This window comes from Streptomyces actinomycinicus, assembly GCF_016741775.1.
In the GTDB taxonomy this organism is placed as follows: Bacteria; Actinomycetota; Actinomycetes; order Streptomycetales; family Streptomycetaceae; genus Streptomyces; species Streptomyces actinomycinicus.
The window spans coordinates 207100-225866 of sequence record NZ_JAERRK010000001.1 but is presented as its reverse complement, the minus strand read 5'-3'; the positions used below and the strand labels follow the sequence as shown (position 1 = coordinate 225866).

19 protein-coding genes are annotated in these 18767 nt (G+C 70.9%); 10 read left to right on the top strand and 9 right to left on the bottom strand.

Annotation, left to right across the window (positions count from 1 at the left end):
• Positions 1 to 2: 2 nt before the first annotated feature.
• Both JK359_RS01060 and iolC read right to left on the bottom strand, forming a co-directional pair.
• A complete protein-coding gene (locus JK359_RS01060) occupies positions 3 to 872 on the bottom strand; it encodes a Cgl0159 family (beta/alpha)8-fold protein (protein ID WP_201831638.1) in 870 nt (289 codons plus the stop codon).
• A 74-nt stretch (positions 873 to 946) separates the two neighbouring features.
• Positions 947 to 1897: a 5-dehydro-2-deoxygluconokinase gene (gene iolC / locus JK359_RS01055; RefSeq protein WP_201830618.1), complete on the bottom strand. Its 951-nt coding sequence runs from the start codon at positions 1895 to 1897 to the stop codon at positions 947 to 949.
• Positions 1898 to 2322: 425 nt separating this feature from the next.
• On the opposite strand from iolC, the gene JK359_RS01050 reads away from it, so the two are divergent.
• Positions 2323 to 2523, top strand: a complete 201-nt coding sequence (locus JK359_RS01050) for a helix-turn-helix transcriptional regulator (RefSeq protein ID WP_059249651.1) — start codon at positions 2323 to 2325, stop codon at positions 2521 to 2523.
• 85 nt (positions 2524 to 2608) lie between these two features.
• Here JK359_RS01050 and JK359_RS01045 read toward each other — a convergent pair whose 3' ends face one another.
• Positions 2609 to 3652, bottom strand: coding sequence for a zinc-dependent alcohol dehydrogenase family protein (locus JK359_RS01045; protein ID WP_201830617.1), 1044 nt, complete (start codon positions 3650 to 3652; stop codon positions 2609 to 2611).
• Between the two features lie 160 nt (positions 3653 to 3812).
• Here JK359_RS01045 and JK359_RS01040 point away from each other — a divergent pair, with 160 nt between their 5' ends.
• The 5 genes from JK359_RS01040 to JK359_RS01020 all read left to right on the top strand — a co-directional run bounded on the left by JK359_RS01040 (position 3813) and on the right by JK359_RS01020 (position 7231).
• The gene (locus tag JK359_RS01040; RefSeq protein WP_201830616.1) at positions 3813 to 5225 is read left to right on the top strand and encodes a condensation domain-containing protein; all 1413 of its coding nucleotides are present in this window, start codon (positions 3813 to 3815) and stop codon (positions 5223 to 5225) included.
• Between the two features lie 262 nt (positions 5226 to 5487).
• Positions 5488 to 5730 (top strand): hypothetical protein, encoded by a 243-nt coding sequence (locus tag JK359_RS01035; RefSeq protein ID WP_201830615.1) that lies wholly within the window; start codon positions 5488 to 5490, stop codon positions 5728 to 5730.
• A gap of 151 nt (positions 5731 to 5881) precedes the next feature.
• Positions 5882 to 6205: a hypothetical protein gene (locus tag JK359_RS01030; RefSeq protein WP_201830614.1), complete on the top strand. Its 324-nt coding sequence runs from the start codon at positions 5882 to 5884 to the stop codon at positions 6203 to 6205.
• 164 nt (positions 6206 to 6369) lie between these two features.
• A complete protein-coding gene (locus JK359_RS01025; RefSeq protein WP_201830613.1) occupies positions 6370 to 6645 on the top strand; it encodes a hypothetical protein in 276 nt (91 codons plus the stop codon).
• A 241-nt stretch (positions 6646 to 6886) separates the two neighbouring features.
• On the top strand, positions 6887 to 7231 hold the full coding sequence (locus tag JK359_RS01020; RefSeq protein ID WP_201830611.1) for a hypothetical protein: 345 nt from the start codon (positions 6887 to 6889) through the stop codon (positions 7229 to 7231).
• A gap of 128 nt (positions 7232 to 7359) precedes the next feature.
• On the opposite strand, the gene JK359_RS01015 is transcribed toward JK359_RS01020, so the two are convergent.
• The 3 genes from JK359_RS01015 to JK359_RS01005 form a co-directional block, all read right to left on the bottom strand.
• Positions 7360 to 7653, bottom strand: a complete 294-nt coding sequence (locus JK359_RS01015) for a hypothetical protein (protein ID WP_201830609.1) — start codon at positions 7651 to 7653, stop codon at positions 7360 to 7362.
• A 231-nt stretch (positions 7654 to 7884) separates the two neighbouring features.
• Entirely contained in the window at positions 7885 to 8166 is a 282-nt protein-coding gene (locus JK359_RS01010) for a hypothetical protein (RefSeq protein ID WP_201830607.1), read from the bottom strand.
• Between the two features lie 217 nt (positions 8167 to 8383).
• Positions 8384 to 8863, bottom strand: a complete 480-nt coding sequence (locus tag JK359_RS01005; RefSeq protein ID WP_201830605.1) for a hypothetical protein — start codon at positions 8861 to 8863, stop codon at positions 8384 to 8386.
• A 450-nt stretch (positions 8864 to 9313) separates the two neighbouring features.
• Between JK359_RS01005 and JK359_RS01000 the strand changes: the two genes are divergently transcribed.
• Positions 9314 to 9922 (top strand): hypothetical protein, encoded by a 609-nt coding sequence (locus JK359_RS01000; RefSeq protein ID WP_201830603.1) that lies wholly within the window; start codon positions 9314 to 9316, stop codon positions 9920 to 9922.
• Between the two features lie 69 nt (positions 9923 to 9991).
• Positions 9992 to 10270 carry a hypothetical protein gene (locus JK359_RS00995; protein ID WP_201830601.1) on the top strand — a complete coding sequence of 93 codons (279 nt, stop codon included), beginning with the start codon at positions 9992 to 9994 and terminating at the stop codon, positions 10268 to 10270.
• 376 nt (positions 10271 to 10646) lie between these two features.
• Here JK359_RS00995 and JK359_RS00990 read toward each other — a convergent pair whose 3' ends face one another.
• Positions 10647 to 11396 (bottom strand): chaplin, encoded by a 750-nt coding sequence (locus tag JK359_RS00990; protein WP_201830600.1) that lies wholly within the window; start codon positions 11394 to 11396, stop codon positions 10647 to 10649.
• 231 nt (positions 11397 to 11627) lie between these two features.
• Here JK359_RS00990 and JK359_RS00985 point away from each other — a divergent pair, with 231 nt between their 5' ends.
• Both JK359_RS00985 and JK359_RS00980 read left to right on the top strand, forming a co-directional pair.
• The gene (locus JK359_RS00985) at positions 11628 to 11867 is read left to right on the top strand and encodes a heavy-metal-associated domain-containing protein (RefSeq protein WP_201830596.1); all 240 of its coding nucleotides are present in this window, start codon (positions 11628 to 11630) and stop codon (positions 11865 to 11867) included.
• 86 nt (positions 11868 to 11953) lie between these two features.
• A complete protein-coding gene (locus JK359_RS00980; RefSeq protein ID WP_201830594.1) occupies positions 11954 to 14251 on the top strand; it encodes a heavy metal translocating P-type ATPase in 2298 nt (765 codons plus the stop codon).
• Positions 14252 to 15016: 765 nt separating this feature from the next.
• Here the strand turns inward: JK359_RS00980 and JK359_RS00975 are convergent.
• Both JK359_RS00975 and recD2 read right to left on the bottom strand, forming a co-directional pair.
• Positions 15017 to 16306 (bottom strand): citrate synthase, encoded by a 1290-nt coding sequence (locus JK359_RS00975; protein WP_201830592.1) that lies wholly within the window; start codon positions 16304 to 16306, stop codon positions 15017 to 15019.
• 178 nt (positions 16307 to 16484) lie between these two features.
• Positions 16485 to 18761, bottom strand: coding sequence for an SF1B family DNA helicase RecD2 (gene recD2, locus JK359_RS00970; RefSeq protein WP_201830589.1), 2277 nt, complete (start codon positions 18759 to 18761; stop codon positions 16485 to 16487).
• Positions 18762 to 18767: the final 6 nt, after the last annotated feature.

Genomic DNA, 18767 nt, shown 5'->3' with positions numbered 1-18767 from the left:
CCTCACAGCAGTCCTACGGCGGTGTCCACGGCGGCGGCCACGTCGCCGTCCGCCGGGTACAGCAGTGAGCGGCCGACCACCAGGCCGCGCACGGTGGGGAGTTGGAGCGCGCCGCGCCACTTCTCGTAGGCGGCGACCTGGTCCTCGGGCGAGTCGCCGATGTCCCCGCCGAGCAGCACGGCGGGCAGCGTGGAGGTCTCCATGACCCGGGCCATGTCGTCGGGGTTCTGGGTGACCGGCACCTTCAGCCAGGTGTAGGCGGAGGAGCCGCCGAGGCCGGAGGCGATGGCGATGGACCGGGTGACCGCCTCGGCGGACAGGTCGTTGCGCAGTTTCCCCTCGGGGGTGCGGCGGCTGATGAACGGCTCCACGAAGACCGGCAGCCGGCGCTCGGCCATGGCGTCGATGGCGCGGGCGGTGGACTCCAGGGTGGTCAGGGAGCCCGGGTCGTCGTAGTCGACGCGCAGCAGCAGCTTGCCCGCGTCGAAGCCGAGGCGCTGGATGTCCTCGGGGCGGTGTCCGGTGAACCGGTCGTCCAGTTCGAAGCGCGCGCCCTGCAGGCCGCCTCGGTTCATGGAGCCCATGACGACCTTGTGGTCGAGGGCGCCGAGGAGGAGCAGGTCGTCCAGGATGTCGGCGGTGGCGAGGACGCCGTCGACGCCGGGCCGGGACAGCGCGAGGCAGAGGCGCTCGAGCAGGTCGGCGCGGTTGGCCATGGCGAGCCTGCGGTCGCCGACGCCGAGGGCGCCGCGGGCCGGGTGGTCGGCGGCGACGATCATCAGCCTGCCGTTCTCGTTCAGCAGGGGCCGGCGGGCCCGCCGGGCGGCGGCCTCGGCGATCGCCTCGGGGTGGTAGGTGCGGAGGCGGACCAGTTCGGCGACGTCGACGCGGGAGCGCCGGACGCCGTCGCCGCCGTGGGCGTGCGTCCCCGCGACGCGGCCCGCCCTCACCGGACCGCTCCGGCCTCGAGCGCGGCGGCCACCTCGGCCGGGGTGGGCATCGCCGAGGAGCACTCCAGGCGGGAGGCGACGATGGCGCCGGCCGCGTTGGCGTGCCGCATGATCGTCTCCAGGTCCCGGCCCTCGAGGAGGCCGTCGCAGAGGGAGCCGCCGAAGGCGTCGCCGGCCCCCAGACCGTTGAGGACGGTGACGGGCAGCGGCGGTACCTCCGCGGACTCGCCGTCGCGGTGGACGGCGAGGACACCCTTGGGTCCCTGCTTCACGACGGCGATCTCCACCCCCGCGTCGAGCAGGGCACGGGCGGCGGCGTGCGGCTCGCGCAGCCCGGTCGCGACCTCCACCTCGTCCACGTTGCCGACGGCGACCGTGGTGTGGCGCAGCGCCTCGGCGTAGAAGGGGCGTGCGGCGTCCGGGTCCTTCCAGAACATGGGGCGCCAGTCGAGGTCGAAGACGGTCGTGCCGGACTTCGCCCGGTGGGCCAGGGCCGTGAGGGTCGCCGTACGGCTCGGTTCCTCGCTCAGGCCGGTGCCGGTGACCCAGAGGATCCGGGTGCCGCGGATGGCGTCCAGGTCCAGTTCGCGGGCGTCGATCTCCAGGTCGGGGGCCTTGGGCTGCCGGTAGAAGTAGAGCGGGAAATCGTCCGGCGGGAAGACCTCGCAGAAGGTGACCGGGGTCGGCAGTCCGGGCACCGGGGTGACCCAGCGGTCGTCGACGCCGAAGCCGCGCAGTGCCTCGTGGAGGTAGGTGCCGAAGGGGTCGTCGCCGGTGCGGGTGATCACGGCGGTGTGCCGGCCGAGCCGGGCCGCGGCGACCGCGACGTTCGCCGCCGACCCGCCGAGGAACTTGCCGAAGGACGCCACCTGGGCGAGCGGGACACCGGTCTGCAGCGGGTAGAGGTCCACTCCGATCCGCCCCATGGTGATCAGGTCGTAGGCCATCGGCTTCCCTTCGTCGTGGCTCTCCCCGGCTTTCTAGTCCCGTTCGCCGAGCCCTGTCAATGTTTTGTCCAGACATTCGGACCAGTCACTCCGGGGTGGGGCCCGGCACCTCCTCCCATGCCGGATCCCGCAGGCGTGCGGGTGCGGGCGCGGGGGCGGCTCTCGCGCTGTTCACCGCGCCCCCGGTGCTCCCCGGCCGCTGGTCTCATCGATGCCCCATGCGGCAGCGATGTCACAAAAGCCGCCCTCATGTCACACGTGTCCCATGTACGCGGCCCCCCGGTCACACCCGGTCTACAGGTGTTGCCCGTCGGTCACTCTGCGTCGTTCACCGGGCACAGGCTTGGTGATCGCCAGCGCAGCGCCCGGTCCCCCCGGCGGCCGTTCCCGGTCGCCGCCGCGGTGCGCGCAGGGAGGTGCTGTCCATGACCGACCGAAGGCTCTGGTCGTACAAGGAGATCGCGGCACACATCCGGGTGCAGCCGGACACCGTGCGGTCCTATCGCAAACACGGGCTGCTCCCCCCGCCCGACCACGTCGAGGGCGGCAAGCCCTACTGGTACGCCGACACCGTCCGCGCCTGGGTCGCCTCCCGCCCCGGCAACCGCGGCCGGAGAGACGGCTGAGCCCGCCTTCCGCACACGCGCTCCCCTGTGCCGGTACCGTGCCCCGTCCGTCCCGGCACCGGGGGCGCGAGCTGCCTCCGGGGCGTCAGCTCCAGGGCTCGATGACCGTGACCCCCGCCGCCGGTGCCGTGCCCATCGCCGCGAGGGCCGCCGGTGCCGCGTCGAGCGGGAGGGCCGACGTCACGAGGAGGTCGGGGCGCAGGACGCCGGCGCGGACCAGGTGGAGCATGGCCGGGTAGGTGTGGGCGGCCATGCCGTGGCTGCCGAGGATTTCCAGCTCCAGGGCGATCGCGCGGGCCAACGGGACCGGGGTGGTGCCGTCGGCCGAGGGCAGCAGGCCGACCTGGACGTGCCGGCCGCGTCGGCGCAGGCCGTTCACGGAGGCGGCGCAGGTGGCGGGCGAGCCGAGGGCGTCGAGGGAGAGATGGGCGCCACCGCCGGTCAGCTCACGGACGGTGGCGGCCGGATCGGGCAGGCCGGTCGCGTCCAGGCACTCGGCGGCGCCGAACGTCCGGGCCAGTTCCAGGGCTCGGGGCGAGACGTCGACGGCGAGCACGCGGGCCCCTGAGGCCGCCGCGATCATCACCGCGGACAGGCCGACCCCGCCGCAGCCGTGGACCGCGACCCACTCCCCGGCGGACACCCGGCCCTGCTGCACCACCGCCCGGAAGGCGGTGGCGAACCGGCAGCCGAGGGCGGCGGCGGTCGCGTACGCCATCCCGTCGGGGAGGGCCACGAGGTTGACGTCGGCGTGGTCGAGCGCCACGTACTGGGCGAAGGATCCCCAGTGGTGGAAGCCGGGCTGGGTCTGCCGTTCGCACACCTGCTGGTCGCCGGCCGCACAGGACGGGCAACCGCCGCAGGCGCAGACGAACGGCACGGTGACCCGGTCGCCGGGACGCCACCCGGTCACCCGGGCACCCACCGCCTCGACCACACCGGCGAGTTCGTGTCCCGGAACGTGCGGCAGCGCGATGTCCGGATCGCGCCCCATCCAGCCGTGCCAGTCGCTGCGGCACAGCCCGGTCGCCTCCACGCGGACGACCACACCGTGCGGGGCCGGGCGGGGGTCGGGCAGCTCACGCACCTCGGCGAGGTCACCGTAGCGCTCGAAGATCACGGCTCGCATGCGCACTCCTCTCGGAACCCTGCGCGCAGGCTAGACGCTCCGCTCGCTTCGCCGTTCGAGGCGTCACACGTCCCGCTGAAAACCCCGCAACACAGCGGTCATGACTCGCACACGGCTCCCCCTTGATCAAGCTGGTGTCTTCTGCGAAGGAGACGCCACCGTGCGCATTTCTGACATTCAGCGCTGCGAGGTCCGCCCCGGCCGCCTCGTCGAATGGACGTTCAGCCCGGCGACCGTCGCGGCGGCGGCGGCACTGCGGCCGGACCCGCGGCCTCCGGCGTACATCCAGGAGTCGCACATCAGGACGGCACGCTCGGTGCGCGAGGACGGACTGTTCGTACCGACCTGGCTCGGTGCGGCGTTCGACCTGCCGGGCCGCGTCGATCTCGACGCGCTGGAACGGGCGTTGCGCGGATGGACACTGCGTCACGAGACGCTGCGCAGCGGCTTCCGCTGGACCGGCGACGACATGCACCGCTTCACACTCGGGGAGACGGACGTGTCGCTGCGCCGGGAGGTGGTCGGCGACTTCACCGACCCCGGGGCGCTGGTCCGCTACCTGCAGGACCGGTTCGACGTCGCCGCGGACGCACTCGGCTGGCCGAACCTCATCTACGCGGCGGTCGTCCGCGACGACTCCACCAGTGTGTACATGGCCTTCGACCACACGAACGTGGACGCCTACTCCCTCCAGCGCATCCCGGACGAAGTCCACGAACTGTACGCCGCGGACGTCACGGGCCGGCGCGTCACCGGCCACCCCGCGGGCAGTTACGTCGACTTCTGCGAACAGGAACGGACGGACGCGGACGGGATCGACGACACGCACGCGATCGTCGCGCGCTGGCGGGAGTTCATCGGCCGGTGCGAGGGGAGGCTGCCGGAGTTCCCCGTCGACCTCGGCCTGAGTCCCGGCGGCGTGCTGCCCGCCCAGAAGCTGATGTGCGAGCCGCTTCTCGACGCGGATGCGGCGGCGTCCTTCGAGGCGTACTGCCGCCCCTGGGGCGGCAGCATGGTCGGCGTCCTGGCCGCGACCAGTCTGATCGTCCACGAACTCGGCGGACAGCCCTACTACCGTACGGTCGTTCCGCTGCACACCCGGGTGAAGTCGGCGTGGTCGGACTCCGTGGGCTGGTACGTGGGCGGCGCGCCGATCGAGGTGCCCGCGGCACGGGACTTCGAGGAGGCGCTCACCACGGTACGCGCCGAACTGCGGGCCAACCGCTCGCTGGCGCGCATTCCGCTGGCCCGCGTACTGCGCCTGCTCGGTGAGGACTTCCGCCCGACTTCGCCGGACCTGTACTCGATCGTCTCCTACGTGGACGCCCGCGCCGTCCCCGGCGCGGCCCGCTGGACCGAGAAGAAGGCGTACGGACTGATCCGGGTGTCGTACGGCGACCAGGTGTGCGCCTGGGTCAACCGACTGCACGAGGGGCTGTGGTTCGCCTGCCGGTACCCGGACACCGACGTCGCCCACAAGAACGTGCGGCGGTACGCCGAGGGCCTGCGCGACCTGATCGCCTCCGCACCGGCACGCGCGCGCTCCCGGGTCGCCGAGCCGACGTTCACCTGACGCAACAGGCGTCCGCTTCACCCGTGTTGGTGCCGCTGTCACAGCACGGCTGACAGCACGCCGTACGACAGGGAGGCGGGTGCCGGGCGGCAACTCCGGTGTCCGGCCAGGTGACCGGCGGCCTGTACGGCGCTTCTCCCGGCCCCCGCACCCCTCGTGACACAGACGTCCAGCATGGAACGAGCCCTGCCGCTACTGCTAGTGTTTGAGCAGTCACACTCGGCTATCAAGCCGCTCGTACAAGCAAAGAACCGAGGGTTCCATGCGTAAGCTTCAGCAGGTCGTGATCGCAGCGGTGGCGGCGGGCGGTCTGGCGGCCATCGGCGCCGGCACCGCTTCCGCCGACAGCCCCGAGGGCGGGCCGCAGGTGTCCGACCTCTACCGCCCCTACCAGGAGTGCAGCCCCCAGACGGTGTCGGAGAACGACATCCCGGTCGGCGTACTCGGCCTCGCCGGCACCATGGACACCACCTGCGGCCAGTACAACAGCGCCTTCACGGGCTGAGCCTCACCACGCCATCGTGCGCGACGCTTGGCGCGGGGCCCTTCGGGCCGGCCTCGAAGGGCCCCGTCTCCCCGGCCGGCTCCCCGAGTGTCGAAGACAGAGCCCGGCACGGCCGGTGCCCGGGCACCCCGACAGAGGGAAAACCCATCACATGTTCAGCGCGAAGAAGATCGCGGCCGTCTCAGGGCTCCTCGGGGGCGTGGTCCTGGCCGGCATCACCCAGGCCCACGCCGACCCGGGAACCTGTACGCGCGACCTCCTGGGCAGCCTCACGTGCACGCAGCACATCTCCGGCAAGATCCCCGAGGACGGCGTCATCCCCCACCAGGAGAACTGCCAGCCGGTACAGCCGGTGACACTGCCCGCCGCCCTGGGCAACGGGCGGCTGCGGGTCGGCCCCGAGGTGACCTGCTCCCAGGAGACGCGGGGCGTACCCGAAACGACCGACGGTGAACCGGAGTCGCCCTCCTTCTAGTTCCGGCACCGTACCTTCCGGCCGGAGCCGCGCGGTGCCGTACGGCATACGAGGGGTTCGGGCGAAGTCGCGGAGTGTAGATCCTGAATTACTACCGACCGTATGCGTAAGGTCACTATGTGTAGTCAAGCCAGGCGCCATGCCTGGGTAAGGAAGGGTCAAACATGCGCAAGTTCCAGCGTGCTGCGGTCGTAGCGGCGGCGGTTATGGGGCTGTCCGCCTTCGGTGCCGGTGTCGGTTTCGCCTACGGCGGCGAGGACGCGGCTCCGGAAGTCACCGCCGTGGCCAACTCGTCGGCCAACGCGGTCGCCGTCGGCGGTGGTTACTACACCCAGCCGGAGGAGCACCAGGGCCAGCCCGAGGAGGAGCACCAGGGTCAGCCCGAGGAGCAGAAGAACGCCGAGCCCGAGCAGGGTTACGGTGAGCACGAGGGCGAGTAAGACGTACCGGGAGTTCGACCTCTCGGCGCCGCCAGGGGTGTGCTGAGTGGCACCTCGCGGCGAGAGCAGCCCGGACGCGCGGCAATCCCTCAGGGTGCGCGTCCGGGCTGCGGCCATATCTCCTTCACGCGCGGCTCGCGGCGCGCGAAGGCGAATTCTGTTTTTCGACCTTCTCGGGCTCGGGCGCACGCCGGCGAACGGCACAGGCGCCCGGGCCCTCCGTCGTAAAGGAATGCACGACATGCTCACTTCGCAGAAGTTCGCCACCGTCACGGCGCTCGTCGGCAGCCTCGCCGCGGTCTGCGTCGGCGCGGGACACGCGTACGCAGACACAGAGCCGGGCGACTGCAAGCCCACCGCGCAGGGGGGCACCGTCTGCATCCACAAGAAGGAGACACGCACCGACAAGGACGGCACGCACCTCATCAGGCAGGAACAGGACTGCTCGACGTCCGACCGGCCGCGGGTGGTGTTCCCGGAGGACGGGCTGACGGAGGGCAGCTCCGCCAGCGTCGGGCCGGTCGTGGACTGCTCCAACAGGGCGGAACTGCCCAAGGGTTTCAAGAAGCCGCACATCGAGATCTGAGCACTGGCGGCGAATGCCGGGCCGGGGACGGCCCGGCATTTCTGTCCCGGGAGCCGCGTCTGCCGGGGAACGGAAAATCCCGGTGCCCCGGCCGTCGGCCGGGGCACCGGGAGAGGAACTCCTGATCGTCAGCCGCCGAAGCTGTTGCTGCAGCCCATGGTCGAGCCCATGTCCGTCGCCTGGGCGCCCGGGTTGCCCTCGCCGTTCAGCAGGTTGCCGCCGAGGCCGTTGCCGATGCCGACCTCGCCGAGAATGTCGACGTTGGTGTCGTGCGAGCTGCATTTGCTGCTCTGCCTGATGTTGAACTCGTCACCGCTCTTGCCCTTGCCCCAGCCGTGATCGGCGTGGGCGGCGCCGGCACCGAGGAGTCCGACGCTCCCGATTGCGGCGACAAGGACGGCAGCCATGCGGAGCTTGTGCATGTCATCTCCGGTGAAGTGGGGGGAATTCGGGTGCGATCCGCGAGAGATCGTCGTTCATTCAGCCATGGAAACCGGTACGTGACTCCCGGAGCAGCCCGCGAGTCACCGAACTCGATTCATTCGATCCGCCTCGGAAGGCCTGGTGGTGCATGCGAATGGTCCCGGCGCGCTGCATGACGCCCGCTGCCGGGACCATTCGTCGCCCGGCGCTCGTGGCGCCGAACAGGGCTCTTAGAGGGCGCTGTTGTTGCAGCCCATGGTCGAGCCGATGTCGGTGGCCTGGGCGCCGGGGTTGCCCTCGCCGTTGAGCGCGTTGCCCAGCAGGCCGTTGAGCAGACCGACCTCGCCGAGGACGTCGAGGTTGAGGTCGTGCGACTTGCAGTGAGAGCTCTGCGTGATGTTGAACTTGTCGCCGTGGTCCTTGCCCTCGCCGCCGGCGTGAGCCGTACCGCTCACGAGTCCGATGGTGCCGAGCGCGGCGACCAGGACGGCAACGCTGCGAAACTTGCGCATGTCATCTCCGGTGGAGTGAGTGGGTGCGATCCGTGAAAGATCGACTTGCTACAGTTACGGGAGACTAATACGAAGTATCCCAAAACGGACAACGGCGCGCCGATTTCGTCATCGCGTTGTACAAGCACCCGAATTCCGTAATACCGCGTCCGGATTCCCGTGCCCGGCGCGGACCCGAAGGCCCGCGCCGGGCACCGGAGTCCGGGGCCGGCCAGTGCTACTGCCGCATGCTGGTCGCGCTGGCCAGGGAGTTCGCCTGGCTGTTGGCCTGGGTGCAGTCGACGCCCCGCGTCTCGGCCGCGGCGAGCAGGGCGACCGGGACGTTCGCGTCGAGCAGGGTCTGCGGGCTGCACTCCTGCGACGGCCGGAACAGGTTGTTCTGGTGCACCGGTGCGCCCTGCTGCGACTGCGTCGCCTGCGGGGTGATCTGCGGGCTGATCTGGGGGTTGAGCTGCGGGTTGATCTGCGGGGCGACCTGGGTGCCCCGCTGCGGAGCCGGCTGCTGGACGGGCGAGCCGTACGTCTGCGCGGTCGCCTGTGACGAGGCGCCCGCGGCGGCCTGGGCGTCGGGCTGCGAAACGGGGGGCGGCACAGCCCCGTTGTAGGCGGGGGTGGCGGCGGAGCTGGGGCCGGCGCCGACGGCGGACAGACCGCCGGCTGCTGCGACGACGAGCGCGACTTGCTGAAGCTTGCGCATGGAATCCTCGGCCCTTCATTGACCTGTGCGGGGAGCTGGCGAAATGACTGACGCGGCAGCGTAGTTGCAGCTTTCCTGCTCTTCAGCGCGGCCGCGACGGAACATCGTTCTTGGCTCCGTGGGGAACGAGGAGAGCGCGAACTCGGATACGGGAGCCAGGGCGGGGTCACCCGTTTGACGCAAGGGCCCGGAAATCGCGGCAAGTGCCCTCGGAATGCAATCGGGTGACGGCACATCAGGGCCGTGACCACAGCGAAGGAATCCTCGTTCCAACGGGGAGAGGGCAGCGACCGCCGACCCGAAGAGGGATCGGGAATTCGTTGCCGGCTCCGACGCGGAGTCCGCGTGCCGTCCGCGATGAACGCTGCCGATCGCGCAGTAGGAATATCACACGGATTGTACGCGCGACCGTGAATGCAATGTTTCAGGTATCGAAGGGCCGAGGGTTTCATGCGCAAGCTTCACAAGGCCGCGCTCGTTGTAGCAGCGGCCAGCGGTCTGTCCGCCATCGGCGTCGGTGTCAGCCACGCCGACACTCTCACCGGGCCCGCCAGTCCTGCTCCGGCGCCGGCTCCCGACTACCCGGCTCCCCAGGCCGCGCCCCCGGCACCCGTTCCCCAGGCCGCGCCCGCGGCACCCGCTCCTCAGCCTGCCCCGCCGCCGCAGCAGACCGGCTACGCCTCCGCCACGGCCACGTCGCAGGGAGTGGCACAGGCCGCCACCAACCCGCCGTACGCCCAGCAGGCCGCGCCCGCACAGCCGATGCAGGCCGCGCCCGTCCAGCCGGTGCAGGCCGCCACGCCGCCGGCGCAGGTCGTACCCCAGGTCATGCCGCAGGTCATGCCCCAGGTCGCCCCGCAGGTGGCCGTACCCCAGGCGTTCGGCCCGGAGCCCCCGATGTGGGTCGCCCCGCAGGTGAACCCCCAGGTGAACCCGCAGATCAGCCCGCTCCTCAACCCGCAGATCACCCCGGGGAGCGTGCCGGAGGTGTCTCCGGTCGGCCTCGGACAGATCGCGGCACCTCCCGTCGGCCAGCTGGGTCTCCCCCGACTCGGCTGACGACTTCCCACAATCGTCCGCAATCCCCGATCTGTTGCGGACCCCGACCGTTCGACCAACGGAGAACCCATGCGCAAGTTCCAGAAGGCAGTACTCGTGGGCGCCCTGCTCGGCAGCGTCAGCGCCCTGGGCGGCGGCACCGCCGCCTTCGCCCACGGTGAGCCGGGGCACGACCTCGACATCACGCAGGGCACCGAGTGCCGCTCGCACGACATGAACATCGAAGTGCTCGGCAACGTCAGCGCCCTCACCGGCCTGGCGGCCAACCTGCTGAACGGTGAGGGCAACCCGGGCGCGCAGCAGAGCCACCTCGGTTCGGACATGGGCTGCAACAACCAGGCGCTCTGACCGCCTCGCCACTTCCGGCTCCGGGCACGCACAGACGACGAGGCCGCGCACCGCACGACGTGGTGCGCGGCCTCGTCGTCCGCGCGCCGCCTTCCGGCTCGGGCCCGCGTCTCCGAGGGGTGTTCCGTGCCCGGAGCCGGCCCTGCTCGGCACCGTGCACCGGTCCGGACGCGCCGCGGGCCCCGGGAGCGACTGCCTCTGCTCCTGGGGCCCGGTTCGAAGGGAACGCAACTCTTCAACGACGCCGCGTCCGGGGAGTCACGCACCGATCGGTGCTGATTCCTCCGGCACCGCGGTCGTCTTCCGCGCCGGTCCCGCGGGGGGCGCGGGCCGGCCGTTCAGCGGTGCGGAACGCGGGGCGTGCCCGGCGGCCGCGTCAGCGGATGTGGCCGGGGCTGAAGCGGCGGTAGAGGATGGAACCGGCGGCGATGAGCACGGCGCTGCCGGCCGCGACGGGGGCCGTGAGGTTCGCTCCGGTGTGGGCCAGGCTGGGCGCCGCGTGGTGCGGGGCGTGGTACGGGGCGTGGGCCCTGGGGGTGGCCGGGTGCCTGGGGGGCCGGGCCTTGGGGACCGTGGGGTGCGCGGGCCGGTCCGGCTCGTCGCCGTTGACGGCCTTGTTGCCGAAGACGGGGTTGCCCACGCCGACCACGTTGACGCTGTTCCCGGAGAAGTTCAGCGGCACGTCGACCGGGAGCTGGAGGCCGTTGCCCGACAGCAGCCCGGGCGAGTCGGCGGTACCGCCGTGGGCCGACGCCCCGCCGGACGCGGACGATCCTCCGCTCTCCCGCGCGCGGTCGGCGTGCCCCGCGTCGCCCTTCTCCGCGCCGCCGGCCTTCGACGAGCCGCTCTTCCCCGCGCCACCGGCCTTCGCCGCGCCGCCGTTCGCACAGGTGTTGCCCATGGCGGGGTTGAGCAGTCCCACGACGTCGACGGTGTTGCCGCACACGTTTACCGGCACGTGCACCGGGACCTGGACGGAGTTGCCGGAGAGCACTCCGGGCGAGCCGCCCGCCGTGGCGTCGGCACCGGCCCCGTCGGCCGCGAAGGCGGCGGACACCGGCAGGGCCACGACCATCGCGCCGGACGCGGCGACGGCGATCGCACCGTATCGGGTAGTCCGTCTCATGAGTTTCCTGCCTTCCTGACATCGTCGCGGGCACTCACCCGCACCCCATAGAACGCGGGCGAACCGTCGGGGTTATGGCGTTCCGTCCTCCACTTGCTCCGGGTGAGCCACCTTTCCGGAGCACCGTCACTCCGTGTGCTTGGTGAAATACCCCCTAGGGGTATACAGTCGGGTGGTGCGGGTTCCCATGGACCTCACTGATCGCAACACATCTCCACGAGGAGCGATGACATGACCGCCCAGACCGACACCGCCGGCTCCGTCACCGCCGTCTACAAGGTGACCGGCATGAGCTGTGGCCACTGCGAGGGCTCCGTCTCCGGCGAGATCTCCGAGATCCCCGGCGTCACCTCGGTGAAGGCCGTCGCGTCCACGGGCGAGGTGACCGTCGTCTCGCTGGCCCCGCTGGACGACGAGGCCATGCGCGCCGCCGTGGACGAGGCCGGCTTCGAGCTGGCCGGCAAGGCCTGAGGAAGACTCGCCCTTTCCCCGACCGGGCCGCGCCGACCAGCTGATACTGGATCCGTACGGTCCGGTCCGATGTCTGGAGTCCGGACATGACCAGCACCACCGCAGAGAACGCCACCGCGATAGGCAGCACCTCCGAGGTCGAGCTGCTCATCGGCGGGATGACCTGCGCCTCCTGCGCCGCCCGGGTGGAGAAGAAGCTCAACCGGATGGACGGCGTGAGCGCCACCGTCAACTTCGCCACCGAGAAGGCCAGGGTCAGCATCGCCGACGGCGTCCGGGTCGCCGACCTGATCGCCACCGTGCAGAAGACGGGGTACACCGCCGAGGAGCCCCCGCCGCCGGAGCCCGCGGCCGAGGCCGCACCGGAAAGCCCCCAGGGGGATGCCGGACTCGGGGCGCTCCGCCACCGCCTGCTCGTCTCCGCGCTGCTCGCCGCGCCCGTGGTCCTGCTCGCGATGGTCCCCGCGCTGCAGTTCGACAACTGGCAGTGGCTCTCGCTCACGCTCGCCGCGCCGGTGGTCGTCTGGGGCGGCGCCCCCTTCCACCGGGCCGCCTGGACCAACCTCCGGCACGGCGCGGCGACCATGGACACCCTGGTCTCGGTCGGCACGCTGGCCGCGTTCGGCTGGTCGCTGTGGGCGCTGTTCTTCGGCGACGCGGGCATGGCGGGCATGCACGACGAGTTCCGCTTCACCGTCTCCCGCATGGACGCCGCCTCCACCGTCTACCTGGAGGTGGCCGCCGGGGTCGTCGCGCTGATCCTGCTCGGCCGCTATCTGGAGGCCCGCTCCAAGCGCCGCGCCGGTGCCGCCCTGAAGGCCCTGATGGAGCTGGGCGCCAAGGACGTGGCGGTGCTGCGGGACGGCCGCGAGGTGCGCGTGCCGGTGTCGTCCCTGGCCGTCGGCGACCGGTTCGTCGTACGGCCCGGCGAGAAGATCGCCACCGACGGCACGGTCGTGGAGGGCGTCTCCGCGGTGGACGCGTCCATGCTGACCGGCGAGTCCGTGCCGGCGGACGTCGGTCCCGGCGACCGGGTCACCGGAGCCACGGTCAACGCGGGGGGCCGGCTGGTCGTGGAAGCCGGCCGGGTCGGCGCCGACACCCAGCTCGCCCGGATGGCGAAGCTCGTGGCGGACGCGCAGAACGGCAAGGCCGAGGTGCAGCGGCTCGCCGACCGGATCTCCGCCGTCTTCGTCCCCGTGGTCATCCTCATCGCGCTCGGCACCTTCGGTGTGTGGCTGGGTGCCACCGGGGACACGGCCGCCGCCTTCACGGCCGCCGTCGCCGTCCTGATCATCGCCTGCCCCTGCGCGCTGGGCCTCGCCACGCCGACCGCGCTGATGGTCGGGACCGGGCGCGGCGCCCAGCTCGGGATCCTGATCAAGGGACCCGAGGTGCTGGAGTCCACCCGCCGGGTGGACACGGTCGTCCTGGACAAGACCGGCACCGTCACCACCGGCCGGATGAGCCTGCAGGCGGTGTACGTGGCCGAGGGCGAGGACGAGAAGCAGCTGCTGCGGCTCGCGGGCGCCCTGGAGCACGCCTCGGAGCACCCGATGGCCCGTGCGATCGCCGCCGGCGCCGAGGAACGCCTGCACGGGGCGGGCGCGCGGCGCACCCCGGCCGGGGCGGTGGCGGGTGACGGGCGGGCACTGCCGGCGGTCGAGCACTTCGAGAACGTCCCGGGACGTGGCGTACGCGGTCGCGTGGAGGGCCGTGAGGTGGCCGTGGGGCGCCTCTACGAGACCCTCCCGCAGGAGTTGGCGCGCGCGGTCCGCGTGGCCGAGGAGGAGGGCCGTACGGCCGTCGTGGCCGGCTGGGACGGGCGGGCCCGCGGGGTCCTCGCCGTCGCAGACGCGGTCAAGGAGACCAGCGCCGAGGCGGTCCGCGAGCTGCGCGCGCTGGGACTCACCCCGGTGCTGCTCACCGGCGACAACCGGACGGTCGCCGAGGCGGTCGCGAGGACCGTCGGCATCGACGAGGTGATCGCCGAGGTGCTGCCCGAGGACAAGGTGGACGTCGTGCGGCGGCTGCAGCGCGGGGGACGCGCGGTGGCCATGGTCGGCGACGGCGTCAACGACGCGGCGGCGCTCGCCACCGCGGACCTCGGCCTCGCCATGGGCACCGGCACGGACGCGGCGATCGAGGCCGGCGATCTGACGCTGGTACGCGGGGACCTGCGCGTGGCCGCGGACGCGATCCGGCTCGCCCGGCGCACCCTCACCACCATCAAGGGCAACCTCGTGTGGGCCTTCGGCTACAACGTGGCCGCGCTGCCGCTGGCCGCCGCGGGACTGCTCAACCCGATGATCGCGGGGGCGGCGATGGCCTTCTCGTCGGTGTTCGTGGTGACCAACAGCCTGCGGCTGCGGGCCTTCCGGTGAACCGGCGGCAAATGGCGGGACCGAAGTAAGAGTCCCCCTGGAGTCCGGCGCGCGCCTCACATAAGCTCTTCACAAGGCTCGCGCATCATCCTTACGCTTGAGTCCCGATCGCCGTATCGGGGCTCTTGCGCACCTAAGGGACATATGCAAGAGACGCAGATCACAGTGATGCGAACGTAACCATCGAAGGGGTTCGAAGGTCTAAGTTGGCGATGTCAGACCAGCGTCTTGGGGGGCGCTGACTGACATCTGGGGATGTCTTGGGGGACTTCTCCAGATCGGGGCACCTCCCGGCTCGAACGACGTTCAGAGCTTGGGGGACCGTTGCCGGGGCACGCACACCGGGAAGCTTTGAGCGGCCCTCCCAGCGTGCGCTGTCCCGGCAGACCGCACCGCATCCGCATCACTGGAGCACGACGGGTTCTGCTCGTCGTGCTCAGACAGCGATTCAGGCGCTGTCCTCTCCGAGCGCCCGGCCGGATCCCGTGGGGGGAATCCGCACCGGGACATGGGAAGGCGCCCTGGTCGTCGGCCCGTGGGGGGACCGGCGTCAGGGCGCCTTCCGTCTTTCTTTCAGCTCTTCACCGCCGGCACTGCCGATCCTGAGTCCGCACTGCGATCCAGGCCCGCATCGGTCCGCACTGCGAGCCAGGCCCGCATCGGTCCGCACTGCGGTTCAGGCCCGCATCGGTCCGCGCGGCGATTCGGGCCCGCATCGCTGATCCAGGGCCCGCCGATGGGGGCAGGCCCTGCCGTTCAGTGCGTTCAGCGCTCCTCGACCGGTACGAAGTCGCGCTCGACGACGCCCGTGTAGATCTGGCGCGGGCGGCCGATGCGGGAGCCCGGCTCCTTGATCATCTCGGTCCACTGGGCGATCCAGCCCGGCAGCCGGCCGAGGGCGAACAGGACCGTGAACATCTCGGTCGGGAAGCCCATGGCCCGGTAGATCAGACCGGTGTAGAAGTCGACGTTCGGGTACAGCTTGCGCTCGACGAAGTAGTCGTCGGAGAGCGCGTGCTCCTCCAGCTTGAGGGCGATCTCGAGCAGCTCGTCCTCCTTGCCCAGCGCGGAGAGCACGTCGTGCGCGGCAGCCTTGATGATCTTGGCGCGGGGGTCGAAGTTCTTGTAGACCCGGTGGCCGAAGCCCATCAGGCGGACGCCGTCCTCCTTGTTCTTCACCTTGCGGATGAAGGTGTCGACGCCGTCGCCGGAGTCGCGGATGCCCTCGAGCATCTCCAGGACGGACTGGTTGGCGCCGCCGTGCAGCGGACCCCACAGGGCGCTGATGCCGGCCGAGATCGACGCGAACATGTTGGCCTGCGAGGAGCCCACCAGGCGGACCGTCGACGTCGAACAGTTCTGCTCGTGGTCGGCGTGCAGGATGAGCAGCTTGTCCAGCGCCGCCACCACGACCGGGTCCAGCTCGAACTCCTGCGCCGGCACCGAGAAGGTCATGCGCAGGAAGTTCTCGACGTAACCGAGGTCGTTGCGCGGGTAGACGAACGGGTGACCGATCGACTTCTTGTACGCGTAGGCCGCGATCGTCGGGAGCTTGGCGAGCAGGCGGATGGTGGAGAGGTCGCGCTGCTTCTCGTCGAACGGGTTGTGGCTGTCCTGGTAGAAGGTGGACAGCGCCGAGACGACCGAGGACAGCATGGCCATCGGGTGGGCGTCGCGCGGGAAGCCCTTGTAGAAGTTCTTGACGTCCTCGTGCAGCAGGGTGTGCCGCGTGATGTCGTTCTTGAACGTGGCAAGCTCGTCGACCGTCGGCAGCTCACCGTTGATCAGCAGGTACGCCACCTCGAGGAAGGTGGAGCGCTCGGCCAGCTGCTCGATGGGGTAGCCGCGGTAGCGGAGGATGCCCGCCTCACCGTCGAGGTAGGTGACGGCGGATTTATAGGCGGCCGTGTTGCCGTAACCGCTGTCCAGAGTCACCAGACCGGTCTGGGCGCGGAGCTTCCCGATGTCGAAGCCCTTGTCACCGACGGTGCTGTCGACCACCGGGTAGGTGTACTCGCCGTCGCCGTACCGCAGTACTACAGAGTTGTCGCTCACGTCTTCCCTCACCGACGTAGTGCCTCATCTTCGAGGTGCCCTGACTGTCTCTACCATCCCCCATTTGGCTCAGCAGAGTGCACTCGGGGTCGACCATTGGGCCTATTGGCGGCACTCAGTGCCGTCAACCTGCTCATCCTGCCCCCTGGAAGGGGCATCCGGAAGTGCTCTGTGACCTTCATGACTCATTTGATCGATCATTTTTGCCGAGGAGCCTGAAGTCCAGGGCCGTGCAGCGGCGTCCGGCCGACACCGTGCGCACCGCCTGCCCGATCGCCTTGCGTGAACCGACGAGGACGACCAGCCGCTTGGCCCGCGTGACCGCCGTGTAGAGGAGGTTCCGCTGGAGCATCATCCACGCTCCCGTGGTGACCGGAATCACCACCGCCGGATATTCACTCCCCTGTGAACGGTGGATCGTGACCGCGTAGGCATGGGCCAGTTCGTCCAGTTCGTCGAATTCGTACGGAACCTCCTCATCCTCGTCCGTCAGCACCGTCAGACGCTGGTCGACCGGATCGAGCGAGGTGACGACACCCACGGTGCCGTTGAAGACACCGTTCTTCCCTTTCTCGTAATTGTTGCGAATCTGGGTGACCTTGTCTCCGACGCGGAAGACCCGGCCGCCGAACCGCTTCTCCGGCACGTCCGGCCGCCCCGGTGTGATGGCCTGCTGGAGCAGCCCGTTCAGCGCCCCGGCGCCGGCCGGCCCGCGGTGCATCGGCGCGAGCACCTGCACGTCCCGGCGCGGATCGAGCCCGAACTTCGCCGGGATCCGCTGGGCGGCCACTTCCACGGTGAGGCGGCCCGCGGCCTCGGTGTCGTCCTCGACGAAGAGGAAGAAGTCCTTCAGCCCGTCGGTGAGCGGATGCTGTCCCGCGTTGATCCGGTGCGCGTTGGTGACGACGCCGGACTGCTGCGCCTGCCGGAAGACGCGGGTCAGCCGGACGGCCGGGACCGGGCTGCCGTCGGCGAGCAGGTCCCGGAGGACTTCGCCGGCCCCGACGCTGGGCAGCTGGTCGACGTCGCCGACGAACAACAGGTGCGCCCCCGGCGGCACGGCCTTCACCAGCTTGTTGGCGAGCAGCAGGTCCAGCATGGACGCCTCGTCCACCACCACCAGGTCGGCGTCCAGCGGGCGGTCCCGGTCGTAGGCCGCGTCGCCGCCGGGCTTCAGCTCCAGCAGCCGGTGGACGGTGGAGGCCTCGGCGCCGGTCAGCTCGGCCAGCCGCTTGGCGGCCCGGCCGGTCGGGGCGGCGAGCAGCACCTTGGCCCGCTTGGCCCGGGCCAGCTCCACGATCGAGCGCACCGTGAAGGACTTGCCGCAGCCGGGACCGCCGGTGAGGACGGCGACCTTCTCGGTCAGCGCGAGCCTGACGGCGGCCTCCTGCTCCGGGGCCAGCTCGGCGCCGGTACGGCCCCTCAGCCAGCCGAGGGCCCGGCCCCAGTCGACGTCCCGGAAGGCGGGCATCCGGTCCTGCTCCGTGCGCAGGAGCCGGAGCAGCTGGGCGGACAGCGACAGCTCGGCGCGGTGGAACGGCACGAGATACACGGCGCTGACCGGCTCCGAGTCCCCCTCCGGTCCGGGCACCTTCTCCCGTACGACCCCGGGATCGGCCCCTTCCTCCGGGACCTGCCCCAGCTCTGCGAGGCACTCGATGACCAGCCCGGTGTCGACCTGGAGCAGCTTCACCGCATCCGCGATCAGCCGCTCCTCGGGCAGGAAGCAGTGCCCCTGGTCGGCGGACTGGGACAGCGCGTACTGCAAGCCGGCCTTGACCCGCTCCGGGCTGTCGTGCGGAATGCCGACGGACTGGGCGATCTTGTCGGCGGTGAGGAAGCCGATGCCCCAGACGTCGGCGGCGAGCCGGTACGGCTGCTCCTTGACGACGGAGACCGACGCGTCGCCGTACTTCTTGTAGATCCGCACGGCGATGGACGTGGACACCTCGACGGTCTGCAGGAAGAGCATGACCTCCTTGATCGCCTTCTGCTCCTCCCAGGCGTCGGCGATCTTCCTGGTGCGTTTGGGGCCCAGCCCGGGGACCTCGACGAGCCGCTTCGGCTCCTCCTCGATCACCCGCAGCGTGTCCAGCCCGAAGTGCTGGGTGATCCGGTCGGCGAACACCGGGCCGATGCCCTTGACCAGCCCGGAACCGAGGTAGCGCCGGATGCCCTGCACGGTCGCCGGCAGCACGGTCGTGTAGTTCTCCACGTGGAACTGACGCCCGTACTGCGGGTGCGAACCCCAGCGGCCCTCCATGCGCAGGGACTCCCCCACCTGGGCGCCGAGCAGCGCGCCGACGACCGTGAGGAGGTCTCCGCCGCCTCTTCCGGTGTCGACCCGGGCGACCGTGTAGCCGTTCTCCTCGTTGGCGTACGTGATCCGCTCCAGCACGCCTTCGAGCACGGCGAGCTTGCGCTCGGTCGCCGGGTTCCCCTCCTGGTGAGCCATGATCCG

Excerpts from the sequence above, each read along its gene's own strand:
- JK359_RS01030 (WP_201830614.1), top strand. The coding sequence starts at position 5,882 with ATGTTCAGCGCGAAGAAGATCGCGGCCGTCTCAGGGCTCCTCGGGGGC.
- iolC (WP_201830618.1), bottom strand. The coding sequence starts at position 1,897 with ATGGCCTACGACCTGATCACCATGGGGCGGATCGGAGTGGACCTCTAC.
- recD2 (WP_201830589.1), bottom strand. The coding sequence starts at position 18,761 with ATGGCTCACCAGGAGGGGAACCCGGCGACCGAGCGCAAGCTCGCCGTG.
- JK359_RS00995 (WP_201830601.1), top strand. The coding sequence starts at position 9,992 with ATGCGCAAGTTCCAGAAGGCAGTACTCGTGGGCGCCCTGCTCGGCAGC.
- JK359_RS01035 (WP_201830615.1), top strand. The coding sequence starts at position 5,488 with ATGCGTAAGCTTCAGCAGGTCGTGATCGCAGCGGTGGCGGCGGGCGGT.
- JK359_RS01000 (WP_201830603.1), top strand. The coding sequence starts at position 9,314 with ATGCGCAAGCTTCACAAGGCCGCGCTCGTTGTAGCAGCGGCCAGCGGT.
- JK359_RS01025 (WP_201830613.1), top strand. The coding sequence starts at position 6,370 with ATGCGCAAGTTCCAGCGTGCTGCGGTCGTAGCGGCGGCGGTTATGGGG.
- JK359_RS00985 (WP_201830596.1), top strand. The coding sequence starts at position 11,628 with ATGACCGCCCAGACCGACACCGCCGGCTCCGTCACCGCCGTCTACAAG.
- JK359_RS01050 (WP_059249651.1), top strand. The coding sequence starts at position 2,323 with ATGACCGACCGAAGGCTCTGGTCGTACAAGGAGATCGCGGCACACATC.
- JK359_RS00990 (WP_201830600.1), bottom strand. The coding sequence starts at position 11,396 with ATGAGACGGACTACCCGATACGGTGCGATCGCCGTCGCCGCGTCCGGC.
- JK359_RS01015 (WP_201830609.1), bottom strand. The coding sequence starts at position 7,653 with ATGCACAAGCTCCGCATGGCTGCCGTCCTTGTCGCCGCAATCGGGAGC.
- JK359_RS01005 (WP_201830605.1), bottom strand. The coding sequence starts at position 8,863 with ATGCGCAAGCTTCAGCAAGTCGCGCTCGTCGTCGCAGCAGCCGGCGGT.
- JK359_RS01045 (WP_201830617.1), bottom strand. The coding sequence starts at position 3,652 with ATGCGAGCCGTGATCTTCGAGCGCTACGGTGACCTCGCCGAGGTGCGT.
- JK359_RS01020 (WP_201830611.1), top strand. The coding sequence starts at position 6,887 with ATGCTCACTTCGCAGAAGTTCGCCACCGTCACGGCGCTCGTCGGCAGC.
- JK359_RS01010 (WP_201830607.1), bottom strand. The coding sequence starts at position 8,166 with ATGCGCAAGTTTCGCAGCGTTGCCGTCCTGGTCGCCGCGCTCGGCACC.
- JK359_RS00980 (WP_201830594.1), top strand. The coding sequence starts at position 11,954 with ATGACCAGCACCACCGCAGAGAACGCCACCGCGATAGGCAGCACCTCC.